This window comes from Parabacteroides sp. KHUB-01, from assembly GCF_056640935.1.
In genome coordinates this window covers 925,921-938,877 of sequence record NZ_CM153256.1, presented here as the reverse complement: position 1 = coordinate 938,877, position 12,957 = coordinate 925,921, and the positions used below count along the sequence as shown (strand labels likewise).

Annotated in this window: 11 protein-coding genes and 3 pseudogenes; 11 read left to right on the top strand and 3 right to left on the bottom strand. The window is 37.9% G+C overall.

All coding sequences use genetic code 11. The annotated features are described in order from the left end of the window. Positions 1-55 precede the first annotated feature (55 nt). From ACYIAR_RS04340 to ACYIAR_RS04330, 3 genes are all read left to right on the top strand, one after another. The gene (locus ACYIAR_RS04340) at positions 56-1,681 is read left to right on the top strand and encodes a hypothetical protein (RefSeq protein ID WP_480332303.1); all 1,626 of its coding nucleotides are present in this window, start codon (positions 56-58) and stop codon (positions 1,679-1,681) included. 180 nt (positions 1,682-1,861) lie between these two features. Further along, the gene (locus ACYIAR_RS04335) at positions 1,862-2,497 is read left to right on the top strand and encodes a hypothetical protein (protein WP_480332302.1); all 636 of its coding nucleotides are present in this window, start codon (positions 1,862-1,864) and stop codon (positions 2,495-2,497) included. A gap of 84 nt (positions 2,498-2,581) precedes the next feature. Then, positions 2,582-3,022, top strand: coding sequence for a hypothetical protein (locus ACYIAR_RS04330; protein WP_480332301.1), 441 nt, complete (start codon positions 2,582-2,584; stop codon positions 3,020-3,022). A 26-nt stretch (positions 3,023-3,048) separates the two neighbouring features. Here ACYIAR_RS04330 and ACYIAR_RS04325 read toward each other — a convergent pair. From ACYIAR_RS04325 to ACYIAR_RS04315, 3 genes and pseudogenes are all read right to left on the bottom strand, one after another. Further along, positions 3,049-3,276, bottom strand: a pseudogene (locus tag ACYIAR_RS04325) (helix-turn-helix domain-containing protein); the annotation flags it as partial. 19 nt (positions 3,277-3,295) lie between these two features. Continuing rightward, positions 3,296-3,676, bottom strand: a complete 381-nt coding sequence (locus ACYIAR_RS04320) for a GtrA family protein (protein ID WP_480332300.1) — start codon at positions 3,674-3,676, stop codon at positions 3,296-3,298. Beyond that, a complete protein-coding gene (locus tag ACYIAR_RS04315; RefSeq protein ID WP_480332299.1) occupies positions 3,651-4,430 on the bottom strand; it encodes a hypothetical protein in 780 nt (259 codons plus the stop codon). The genes ACYIAR_RS04320 and ACYIAR_RS04315 overlap by 26 nt, the downstream gene beginning before the upstream one ends. Before the next feature lie 455 nt (positions 4,431-4,885). Between ACYIAR_RS04315 and ACYIAR_RS04310 the strand changes: the two are divergent. The 8 genes and pseudogenes from ACYIAR_RS04310 to rpiB all read left to right on the top strand — a co-directional run. Continuing rightward, positions 4,886-5,416: pseudogene (locus tag ACYIAR_RS04310) on the top strand (aldose epimerase family protein); the annotation flags it as partial. A gap of 91 nt (positions 5,417-5,507) precedes the next feature. Beyond that, complete coding sequence (locus tag ACYIAR_RS04305; RefSeq protein WP_270592782.1) at positions 5,508-6,278, top strand: IS5 family transposase; 771 nt, start codon at positions 5,508-5,510, stop codon at positions 6,276-6,278. Beyond that, positions 6,279-6,842: pseudogene (locus ACYIAR_RS04300) on the top strand (aldose epimerase family protein); the annotation flags it as partial. A 70-nt stretch (positions 6,843-6,912) separates the two neighbouring features. After that, positions 6,913-8,184, top strand: coding sequence for an MFS transporter (locus tag ACYIAR_RS04295; RefSeq protein ID WP_480332298.1), 1,272 nt, complete (start codon positions 6,913-6,915; stop codon positions 8,182-8,184). Positions 8,185-8,395: 211 nt separating this feature from the next. Continuing rightward, a complete protein-coding gene (galK, locus tag ACYIAR_RS04290; protein WP_480332297.1) occupies positions 8,396-9,547 on the top strand; it encodes a galactokinase in 1,152 nt (383 codons plus the stop codon). Between the two features lie 167 nt (positions 9,548-9,714). Further along, complete coding sequence (locus tag ACYIAR_RS04285; RefSeq protein WP_480332296.1) at positions 9,715-10,407, top strand: NUDIX hydrolase; 693 nt, start codon at positions 9,715-9,717, stop codon at positions 10,405-10,407. An 80-nt stretch (positions 10,408-10,487) separates the two neighbouring features. Continuing rightward, positions 10,488-12,515 (top strand): transketolase family protein, encoded by a 2,028-nt coding sequence (locus tag ACYIAR_RS04280; protein WP_480332295.1) that lies wholly within the window; start codon positions 10,488-10,490, stop codon positions 12,513-12,515. Then, positions 12,515-12,949: a ribose 5-phosphate isomerase B gene (gene rpiB, locus ACYIAR_RS04275; protein WP_480332294.1), complete on the top strand. Its 435-nt coding sequence runs from the start codon at positions 12,515-12,517 to the stop codon at positions 12,947-12,949. Before ACYIAR_RS04280 ends, rpiB begins: the two co-directional genes overlap by 1 nt. The last annotated feature ends 8 nt before the right edge of the window (positions 12,950-12,957 follow it).

Sequence of the window (12,957 nt, the reverse complement as noted above, 5' to 3'; positions counted from 1 at the left end):
TCTGATTTCTATTTTCTTTAGTTGCCAAAAAGATATCCCAGAAGATTTGTCGAAATTGGAACAGGCGGAACGGTTGTATAAAACTGCTCCGGAGAAAGCTTATGCCTTGTTGGATAGTCTTGGTAGTTCTGTTACTTTGAGTGCCGGCAGTTCTGCACGTCGTTGCATGCTTATGGGGTTGCTGTCAGACTCCATACAAACTGATTTGCCATATAGCTTCCAACTTGAGCGTGCTGCTCGATATTATCATCGTCATGGTTCAGATTCCGATGAAGCTCGGATTTTACTTTATCTTGGCCGTGCTTATATGGAAGACAAGAATCCGGAAAAGGCTTTGTCAACTTATTTACAGGCTCAGGAGTTGGCGTTAAAAGATTGTAATTGGGGATTGTTAGGCTATATCTCAGGTTATATAGCTGATACTTATCATTATCAAGGAACTCAATCTTTGGCAATAGAAAAATATAGAATAGCAGCAAACTATTTTCATAGAGCTAAAAATTTTCGTAGTGAAGGTATTTCTTTTCTTGAATTGAGTAGAAGTTATGCCTTTGCAGATTCGTTAGATTTAGCTTTGTACTATGTACAAAAAGCTGATTCTTTAATTGTTTTGTATGGGAAAGTGAAAGATAAACAGGCAGTTCTGAATGCTTATGGAAATATTTATACAAAGAAAAACGATTATAAGTTAGCAGAAAGTTATTTGAAGAAAAGTAAAGATTTTTTATCTTTAAAAGATGCATCTAGCTACTTGGCTTTGAGTAATTTGTACTTATTACAAGGTAAGTTGGATTTGGCAAAGATGTATTTGACTGAATCTATAGAGATTCCTTCTTTGAATAAAGAAGTCCCTATAGCTCAACTTTATTTACTATTCAATTTGGAAAAACAGTTGGGAAATACAGAGGCTGCACTATCAGCTTTGGAACGATTTGTTGATGTTTTTACTTCTTCAAGGGATATAAAAAATAAGACAGAAGTTTTAAGTTTGGAGAAGAAGTATAATTATATCAATATAGAAAAAGAACACTTCCGCTTAAAATTAAAATACCGACGTTCTTTTACTTTGGTTATTATCTTATTTTCAGGTTTAATAATAGTAGTTGTATTATATCGTTTACGATTAAAGTCTCGTCAGTTACAATTAAAGGAACGGGAAAATGAATTATATCAGTTGAGAAGTTTATTATATAATAGAGAAAAAGAACTTTCGGATTTGGTAGCTAGGCAGGAAGCGCAACAGGATTTGTTGAACCGTAAAGTGCAGGAACTTTATAATCAGAAAATAAAAGAGGTAGATCAAATACGCAGTCAGATTCAGCAAAAGAATCGTGAGATGATGCAGAACGCTGCTATAACTAAACGGTTGCAAAAACTTGCTGCAAAGATTATACCTAATTCTACAAAATCACCATTGAGTGCCAAAGATTGGGAGGTGGCAGTTGAATTAGTTAATTGGGTTTATCCGATAGTTCCGTCATTAGTGGAATCGTGTAAACTGAGTGAGAAGGAAACCACGGTTTGTTACCTTTCCATGTTCGAGCTGTCAGCAAATGAAGAAGCCATATTGATGAATCAGCCTATCGGTTCCATCAATAAATACCGCCAAACCTTACGTAAAAAGCTTCAAATAAATGATAGAAATACGGAAATTTATGAGTTTATAGCATCTTTGTGTTAAGGAGTTTATAAACAGATGGTTGTGTTGTTTGTCGCTTTGATTTTTATCCTATTGGTCGTTTTGTAATTGATTGATAATCAGAGTTGGGCTATCCTATTGAAAAGAGTATAATTTTATTGGATATATGGGCTATATATTTACTTTTGCACTAATTCAAAAGTCAAACAAATACATACAATTATGAAAAAGATTATATTCTTATTCTTATTATTGATTTCTTCTGAAGTATTTGCGCAGAAGGTTGAGCATGGAGTTTTAGTTGGTGCAGGAGTAGGTTATGTTACTCGAAATAAGCCGGAGTTTACTATTGAGGAACGTTTCGGATATGAGTATTTTGCAAGACCTATCGGTAAATTGGGTTATCGTTTCCGTTTTATGCCAGAGAAGGTAAACTTTATAGATTTGGATGCGAATGTGGATTTTCAGGCAATGAAAGTATATGAATATAAAGTCCCGGCTCTGGAAGATATAGATAAGATACCGGAAGGCGGTTATGGTATCGCTCCAGGGAAAAGCCGCATAGAGTTTGTTCTCCCTATTTCTGTTTCAGCCAGCTGGAATTACAGGGTCACAGACAGGTTTCATGTCGGATTGGGCGTATCACCAACATTGTATGTTACTCCTAATGCAGCATTTGATTTGGGTGTATTAGCAAAATTGGGATATCGGATAAGTAACCGTTGTGAATTGGGCTTGTTATATAAATATGGATGTCTTAATACTATGAAATATTTTAATGATGGCCCTGCTATGGGACGACGTGGAAGTTTGTCGGATGTAGTGTTGTCTGTTTATATTCCGTTTTCATTGAAGTAAATTATTGTAGAATAGAAATAATATAACACCTTGTCTTTCGTTTGTAATTTGTAAATGAATCAATATTACTAAAAAGAAAAGAAGATGAAGAGATTTGTTATTTTATTCTCAACAGTGTTGTTTGCAGCTGCGTCGTTTAAAGCGTCGGCAATTAAGAGAGTGGAGATTGAACCTCGTATGGGTTATAGCCTTTCTGTGGAGAGTGGAACTCATGCCGCAATGTTGGTAGGTTTGCCATTATCTGAAAAATTTTCCTTGCGTGGAGGTCTTTATTATTCAAAGACAGATTTTCTGGATTTGTTAGTACCAATATATGCCTCTTTCCAAATCCCATTATCTCCGGATAAACTTGCTTTAAGACTTGAAGGTGGAGTTTTCTCAGGTTCAAGGACTGGTTTGACAGCCACAGCAGGTTTCGATATCAGTAATGTTTTTGTTGGAGCGTCATATTTTCATAATATGGTAAATAACAATAAAGAAAATGGATATTTGGGAGTTTCTTTGGGATATCGTTTTAAGTTGTGAATATAGAATAATCAATAAATGAAAGATTATCCTTTCTCCATATTTTTATATTCAACAGGCGAAACCCCCATTACCTTTTTGAATAGTCTGGAGAAATAATATGGATCATCTATTCCTATTTTGAAACAAACTTGGTTAATTTTCATATCTGTAAAATCCAACAGGCGACAAGCTTGTTGGATTTTTAATTGATTGAAATAATTTATGGGTGAATAACCTGTTTTGTCTTTAAACAGAACGGAAAAATGCGTAGGAGGTTTTACTTAAATAATATCACTTACCCTTAAACACAAAAAACTTATTAAGCACAAAATTTATCACCGTATAAAATGCCATTGCAATAAGCTGATTGTAATATGGATCAATGGAAAGTGTCTTGTTAAGATAAATAAGAAGGAAATATTGTGGAATATAACTTAATGCGAAAGCAAAAGCGAAGCGGACAGCACTTTTTAGCCATGCAGCATCAGAGCGGAAAGTCCATTGTTTGTTCCACACGAAGCTGTTCACAAGGCCTGCGATATAACCTGTGAAATTTGATGTAGTCTCTGATATTCCAAAACATTTGGTAAGAATCCAGATTGTTATTGCTGTAACAGCTGTGTTGCTTAATCCAACAATGGCGTATTTAATTATCTCCGTTTTTGTCTTCATTCTTGTTGATTATTTCTTCAATCTCTTCGTCAGTAAATTCTTTCACATTGGTTATAGTGAATATATTTGATAGGAAATTTCCATACTGGTTACATTCAACAATAAGATTTTCAACCAACGTTTTTATGTTTACCTTATATGAAACCAGAGCCATGATAAGAATATATTTTTGTCCGTTTCTTATATATTCGATTTCCGACTCAGCGTGGTTCATTGCAAAAGAAGCTTCACGTTCCACAATCTGTATTTCGTAATCCTGTAAATCTTTTTTGTCGGCAGACATAAGTAATATACAGAAGCGGAGGCTTTTGCCTCGTCCGCCCAGTCCTGTTGATATGTACACTTGTTTTTCTCCGGTCAAGTCAGATGCCAGATTTATTTTACATTCCATCAAGGCAAGAGAACCCCAGTCCAGAATTTCATCGTCATCAGTATGTTTAAGAAATTCTTTGATAAAATTATATGCCAAAGGATTTTTGGATATGGCAAGCTCCGATAAGATACATTTTATGTATTCTTGATCTATTTCTGTATATGGAGGTTTTATTTCAAGCTCATCATACAACTCTTTATTCAACTCTTCGCATTGGCTGTCGGGAAAAGGAATTTTTTTTGCCTCAATTCTGGTAATCTCTGAATGCTTGAAATAATCCATTTGTGTCTCCAAAGAAACACGACGCTCCAGTATGTGTATATGCTTCTCTTTTGAGAATAGTTCGTTGAAACGTTTGAAAGAATATTCCTGGTCTGACATATATATTATTATATTAAGTTCTGCATATTATATGACATGCAGCAGTTATATTAGAAGTTAACTTAATTTTCGCAAGTTACTTGATTCAAAAGTTGACAAGGTAAACACTTATTACTCCTTACATAATTATATAAGAAATATAGTAAACTTGTAATCTTGCCAACTCGTTAGCTGTAAGTAGAGCTTACGAAACTTCAGTTATAGTATAATTATTCATAACAAAGATACGTTTTTCTTTGGAATTAGATAAAAATCATAGAAAATACGTGTTTTTTTATTCAAGTGTAATGTATATTGTATCTAAGCTAAAATCAGCTTGTTTATGTATTTACTACTGTATCGTTGGCTCGTGATGTTGTGAAAATAATGCTCTAAAACATGATTTTTAATTGTTGCATAATCGAGGAAGTTATTAATTTTACACACAATTTTAGAAATAACTTAAGGTAATATACATGGAAAACGAATATACAAACTCAGGTTTGTCATTGGCAAATTATGAGAAACATATTGATGGCAAGGATACCAGATTATGTGTTTTGGTAAATAAAGCCGGGGCTGAAGTCGCAGTCCTTAACTATGGCGCAAAGATAGTGTCTTTGATGGTTCCGGACAAAAATGGTAAAATGGTTGATGTCGTTACAGGACATGCTTCAATTGACGACTATCTTACATCAGAAGAACCTTATTTCGGTGCGATTTGCGGAAGATATGGTAACCGTATTGCAAAAGGACGTTTTGAAATAGATGGTGTTGTGTATGATAAGCTGGCCATAAACAACGGTCCTAACAGTCTGCATGGTGGATTGAAAGGTTTCAACGCCGTGGTATGGGATATGAAACAGATTGATGCACAGACAGTAGAACTTAATTATGTCTCTGCTGATGGTGAAGAGGGTTTTCCTGGTGAGCTTTCTGTAACTGTTGTATATCATCTCTCAGATGATAACGAAGTTTATATACGTTATAAGGCAACTACTACTAAGAATCTGTTTAAATTTATTTATAATTAGTTGTAAATCAGTAGGTTAATTGGAATTTTTTTCGTAACTTTATGATTATCAAGACATTAAAGTTATGCATAAGTACCCAACCAACCTGACTGATAAACAGTGGCAAGTTATAAAAAATATGTTAGACCCCAAAGAAAGATTCAGAAAATATTCACTGCGCTCTGTTTTTGACGGCATCCTGTACATCGTGAAGACCGGCGTGCAGTGGAGAATGCTCCCATCGGATTTCGCTCCGTGGCAGACAGTGTATTACTATTTCAGCAAGTGGAAGAACGAGGGCCTGCTTGAAGAGATCTTCGACACCCTCCGCGGCATTGTCCGCCGTCTTTCGGGCAGGGCGGAGAGTCCCAGCCTTGGGATCATCGACTCAAGGAGTGTCAGGACCTCCCATCATATTGATGGTCAAAGGGGAATAGACGGAAACAAAAAGATAAAGGGCAGGAAGGAGCACATAGTGGTTGACACACTGGGGCTGCCCATGTCAGTGAGAGTCCATCCGGCAAATGTCCATGACAGCGTAGGGGCGGAAGAGGTGTTCGAATCCATGAGATACAAATTCCCGGGGCTGAAACGGATTCTGGCGGACGGAGGTTACAGGGGCGAGACTGTCAGGAACACGGTCAAGAGACTGCTGCATTGCGACCTGGATGTCGTACTCAGGTCCGACAAACGGACGGACAGATTTGTCCCCATGCCAAAAAGATGGATTGTCGAGCGCACTTTCTCATGGCTCGAGAACTTCAGGAGACTGACCATTGACTATGAATACAGGGCCGATACGCACGAAGCCATGATGCATATCGCTGCCATAAAATTATTTTTGAATAAAATTTAAACAGTTTCTAAACCTACAGTTCTGAATCTTACAAATCATTCATATTTTAATCTGTCTGGTGCCGGTGATCCATATATTGGCGACCACCTGCTGACTATTAATGCAGATTATTATCTCCCGACTGATGATGTGGCAATTCCTTACGGACCAAAAGAAAAGGTGGAAGGAACTCCTATGGATTTCCGTACTCCACATACTGTAGGTGAGAGAATAAATGATTCTTTCGAACAGCTTGTTTTTGGAAAAGGATATGACCATACATATATATTAAATAAGAAAGGAAATGAATTTTCTTTCTGCGCTCGTTGTGAGTCTCCGAAAACAGGTATTGTTATGGAAACATATACAACTGAGCCAGGTGTTCAGTTATATACAGGAAACTGGATGACAGGAAACTTCGAGGGAAAGAATGGACAGCGTTATCCTGAACGTGCGGCATTGTGTCTTGAAACACAGCATTTCCCGGATAGCCCTAACAAACCTGAATATCCTTCTACAATTTTGCGTCCGGGCGAAGAATTTGAAAGCCAGACAGTGTATAAGTTTTCGGTTAACGAAGCGTAAGCGTAAGTTGACGGTTAACTATAGTAAAGAATAAGTAATTATAAATATAAACATAAAACAACCTAAAAACATGGAATCAACAAATCAGAAAAATTACACATTGCCTATCATTATGATGGTGGCATTGTTTTTCATGATCTCTTTCGTAACGGGTTTGCAGAACCCAATGGGGGTCATTGTTAAGAATCAGTTTGCAGCCAGCAACTTTATGTCTCAGTTGGGTAATGCTGCTAACTTCATTGCTTATGCATTTATGGGTATGCCTGCAGGTATGCTTTTGCAGAAGATTGGTTACAAGAAAACAGCTTTGGCTGCTATTATTGTAGGTTTTGTTGGCGTGGCAATTTCTTATTTGTCAGGTCAGGTAGGTAGCTATGCTGTTTATCTTGCAGGTGCATTTATCTCAGGTTTCTCAATGTGTATGTTGAATACAGTTGTAAACCCAATGTTGAACACTCTTGGTGGTGGTGGTAACAAAGGTAACCAGCTTATCCAGATTGCAGGTTCTGTAAACTCAATCGGTGCAACAATCGTTCCTGTATTGGTTGGTTATTTGATGGGTGATGCTGCAAAAGCAACTATTAATGACGCTAGTCCAGCATTGTTCCTTGCAATGGGTATCTTCGCAGTGGTATTTGTTGTTTTGTTTGCAATGGAAATTCCGGAACCTCACATGGTTAAGGAAGAAAAATCAGCTACACCAGATACACACAGTGCTTTCTCATTCCGTCACTTCATCTTGGGTACAATCGGTATCTTTATCTATGTAGGTGTTGAAGTTGGTATTCCTAACTTTATGAACTTGTTTGCAACATCAGATTTGGGTATTGACCCGACAATTGCTGGTAGTTTGGTTGGTACATACTGGTTCTTGATGATGATTGGCCGTTTGTGCGGTGCTTCAATTGGTGCTAAGGTTTCAAGCCGTACAATGTTGACTTCTGCTTCAACAGTAGGTTTGATCTTTATTCTTATCGCAATTTTCGCTCCAACAGATGTTACAGTAAGTATGCCTGTGTTCTTGGCTAGCCTTTCATTCGGTATGGTTGAAGTTCCTGTATCAATCATGTTCATGGCACTTTGCGGTTTGTGTACATCAATTATGTGGGGTGGTATTTTCAACCTTGCAGTTGAAGGTTTGGGTAAATACACTGCTGCTGCATCAGGTTTCTTCATGGTGATGGTTTGCGGTGGTGGTATTCTACCATTGATTCAGGGTGCTGTTGCAGATGCTGCAGGTTTCCAGAACAGCTACTTCGTAGTATTGTTGGGTTTGGCTTACCTGTTGTATTATGCATTGGTAGGAAGCCGCAATGTAAACAAGGATATTCCTGTTGAATAATATTCTGATAGTTGGAAGTTCTCAGAGATAAATAATTATTTCAACTTTAAATTACTAAAAATCCGGTAACACAAAAAGTTACCGGATTTTTTTATGTTTATAATTCAACAGTTGTCTTCGAGTGTTAATTTTACATATTATATTATTTGAAAATCAAAACACTTTCTTATCTTTGCCAATATGTTTAATCTTAAAAATGTAGAAAAACACCATGGAGAAGAAAATAAGAAATAAATTCCAGGAGTTATTTAATTGTGAAGGAAGTGTATATGCTTCACCAGGTCGAATTAACCTAATCGGTGAGCATACTGATTATAATGGCGGTTTTGTTTTCCCTGGAGCAATTGACAAGGGTATGATTGCCGAAATCAAACTTAATGGAACAGACAAGGTTCGTGCTTTTTCAGTAGATTTGAATGATTATGCAGAATTTGGCCTTAATGAAGAAGATGCGCCAAAGGCAAGTTGGGCAAGATATATATTCGGAGTTTGTCGTGAAATAATTAAACGCGGGGGAAAAATTTCAGGATTCGATACTGTTTTTGCCGGTGATGTTCCACTTGGCGCAGGAATGTCATCTTCAGCAGCTTTGGAAAGCACATATGCTTTTGCTTTGAATGATTTGTTCTCATTAAATATAGATAAATTCGAACTGGCAAAAATAGGTCAGTCAACAGAACATAATTATGTAGGTGTGAACTGTGGAATTATGGACCAGTTCGCTTCTGTGTTCGGAAAGACTGGTAGCCTTATCCGTTTGGATTGTCGTTCTTTGGAATACAAATATTTCCCATTTAATCCTGAAGCTGCAGGATATAAGCTTGTCCTTCTGGATTCTGTTGTTAAACACGAATTGGCTTCTTCTGCCTATAACAAACGTCGCCAGTCATGTGAACACGTTGTTGCAGCAATCAAGAAAAGACATCCGGAAGTAGAATTCCTTCGTGACGCAACAATGGAAATGCTTGCAGAAGTCAAGGCTGAAGTAAGCGAAGAAGATTACATGCGTGCAGAATATGTGATTGAAGAAGTTCAGCGAGTTCTCGACGTTTGTGACGCTTTGGAAAAAGGTGATTACGAAACAGTCGGCGAAAAGATGTATGGCACTCATTATGGTATGAGTAAGCTTTACGAAGTTAGCTGTGAAGAATTGGACTTCTTGAACGATATCGCAAAAGAGTGTGGAGTTACAGGCTCACGAGTGATGGGTGGAGGCTTTGGCGGATGCACAATCAACCTCGTTAAGAACGACAAATATGAGGCATTCATCGAAAAAGCATTCAGTGCATATAAAGAAAAATTCGGTCATGAACCAAAATTATATAATGTGGTAATTAGCGACGGTGCTAGAAAACTACATTAAATTAAAACAATACAAGGCTTCAGGGTGCCTTTTTGAGAGAAGCACACTGAAGCCTCTTTTTTTAGTTGATAGAGATTTTGAGACATCAATTTGTCAGCTCGTCAACTTAATCTCTAGTCATCATCTCAAACTTAAAACTTAAAAACTTAAATTTAAACCTATTAAGTATGTCAGCAGCGTTTTATCAAGGTGAAGAAAAATTTCATGTAGCAATAGACTGTATTATTCTCGGATTTAGCGGTAAAGATTTGAATGTGCTGTTGTATAAAAGAAAATTTGAACCTATGCAGGGCCAGTGGTCGCTAATGGGAGGATTTGTTAAGGCAGACGAAAGTGTAAATGATGCAGCAATAAGAGTGTTGAATGATTGTTCCGGAATACATGATTTGTATATGGAACAGGTAGGAGCATATGGCGAAGTAAACAGAGACTTAGGCGAACGAGTAATATCGGTAGCTTATTATGCATTGGTAGATATGGTCGATTTCAATGAAGAATTATTGAAAGAACACAATGCACAATGGGTTAAGATAACAGAATTGCCTGAACTGATTTTCGACCATAAGAATATGATAGAAGATGCTCTTGCTATATTGCGTCGAAAAGCAGCAACACTTCCAATAGGATTCCGTTTGCTTCCTGAAAAATTTACTTTACCACAATTACAAAGTCTTTACGAAGTGATTTATCAGACTCCATTGGACAAACGTAATTTCAGAAAGAAATTATATGCGATGGATATTTTGGAAAAACTGGATGAAAAAGATAGAACAGGTTCAAAACGAGGAGCTTACTACTATACGTTTAATGTGGATAAATACCAGAAACTGCTTAAGCAAGGATATTATTTTTCACTTTGATAGGCTAATTCTGATATAATCGTTTTGCTAAACACACGAATTATCCCTATTTTTGCAAAAGAAAACAACATATTAGCAAGATGAACGACATTAAAGTAATGAACAAAGCAGCTGATAACATTCGTATTTTGGCTGCATCAATGGTAGAAAAAGCAAAATCCGGACATCCGGGCGGTGCTATGGGTGGAGCAGATTTCGTAAATGTTCTGTTTTCAGAATTTATGATCTACGACCCAAAGAATCCTAAGTGGGAAGGACGTGACCGTTTTTTCTTGGATCCGGGTCACATGTCTCCTATGCTTTATTCTGTTCTTGCATTGACAGGTAAATTCTCGTTGGAAGAACTGGCGCAGTTCCGTCAGTGGGGAAGTGTCACTCCAGGACATCCTGAAGTTGATGTTATGCGTGGTATCGAAAACACTTCCGGTCCGTTGGGACAAGGTCATACTTATGCTGTTGGTGCTGCAATTGCCGCAAAATTCCTTGAAGCACGTTTGGGTAAAGAAGTGATGGGTCAGACTATCTATGCCTATATCTCAGATGGTGGAGTTCAGGAAGAAATCTCACAAGGTGCCGGTCGTGTTGCTGGAACATTAGGGTTGGATAACCTTATTATGTTCTATGACGCTAATAATATTCAGTTATCTACAACTGTTGAAGAAATTACTACAGAAAATGTAGCATTAAAATATGAAGCTTGGGGTTGGAAGGTAATCACAATCAACGGTAATGATGTCGCTGAAATCCGCCAGGCTCTTACTGAAGCAAAAGCTGAAAAAGAAAGACCAACTCTTATCATCGGTAACACTTTGATGGGTAAAGGTGCTCTTGGCGCTGATGGTAGTAGCTACGAAAATAAGGTTTCTACACACGGACAGCCTCTTTCAGCTGCTGGTGTTTCTATTGAGGAAACTATCAAAAATCTTGGAGGAAATCCTGAAGCTCCATTCACTATTTTCCCTGAAGTTGCAGAGTTGTATGCTGCAAGAGAAAAAGAACTCGAAGCAATCGTTGCTGAACGTTATGCAGCAAAAGCTGAATGGGCGAAGGCTAATCCTGAAAAAGCTGCAAAACTTGAAGCTTGGTTCTCTGGCAAGTTACCTGACATTGATTGGTCAAAGATTGAAACAAAAGCAAATGCTGCAACTCGTGTAGCTTCTGCTTCTGCTTTGGGCGTTCTTGCAGAACAGGTAGAAAACATGATTTGTTCTTCTGCTGACTTGTCAAATTCTGATAAGACAGATGGTTTCTTGAAAAAAACTCATGCTTTCACAAAAGGTGATTTCTCTGGAGCATTCTTCCAGGCAGGTGTAGCCGAACTTACAATGGCTTGTATTTGTATCGGTATGACATTGCATGGTGGTGTTATTGCCGCTTGCGGAACATTCTTTGTATTCTCTGATTATATGAAGCCTGCTATCCGTATGGCTGCATTGATGGAATTGCCTGTTAAATTTATTTGGACTCACGATGCTTTCCGTGTAGGTGAAGATGGTCCTACTCACGAACCAGTTGAACAGGAAGCTCAGGTTCGTCTGATGGAAAAACTTAAGAATCATAAGGGACATAACTCAATGCTGGTTCTTCGTCCTGCTGATGGAAAAGAAACAATTGTTGCATGGAAAATGGCAATGGAAAATATGTCAACTCCAACAGGTTTGATTCTTTCACGACAGAACGTAAACGACCTTCCTTGCGAAGGCGACAGATATGCAGAAGCATTGAAAGCCGAAAAAGGAGCTTATGTTGTTAGCGATGATGCAAATCCTGATGTAGTTTTGGTTGCTTCTGGCTCAGAAGTATCAACATTGTTCGAAGGTGCAGCTTTGTTGCGTGCCGAAGGTGTTAAGTTGCGTATTGTTTCAGTTCCTTCAGAAGGTTTGTTCCGCAGCCAGAGCAAGGAATACCAGGAATCAATCATTCCGTCAGGAGCCAAAGTATTTGGTTTGACAGCCGGATTGCCAATGAATATGGAAGGTTTGGTTGGACCTAACGGAAAAGTTTGGGGATTGGATTCTTTCGGTTTCTCAGCTCCTTATAAAGTTTTGGATGAGAAACTTGGATTCACAGCTGCAAATGTTTATAAACAAGTAAAAGAAATGTTGTAATGAAGAAAATAGGTTTGTGTTGTGACCATGCAGGTTTCGAACTGAAGGAATATGTAAAGCAGTTGCTTTTGGACAGAGGTCTAGAAGTTGAAGATTTTGGAACACATTCTACAGAAAGTTGTGATTATCCTGATTTCGCACATCCTCTTGGCTTTGCAATCGAGGCAGGAGAAGTGTATCCGGGAATTGCAATCTGTGGTTCAGGTAATGGAATCAGCATGACTCTGAACAAGCATCAGGGAGTTCGTGCGGCTCTTTGCTGGAATGCAGAAATTGCGGGATTGGCGCGTGCACATAACGATGCTAACGTGTTGGTTATGCCTGGTCGCTTTATTTCCAACGAAGAGGCTGTAAAAGCTGTCGACGCATTTTTCCAGACTCCTTATGAAGGCGGAAGACACCAGAGAAGAATTGATAAGATACCTGTAAAATAAAAAGGTCT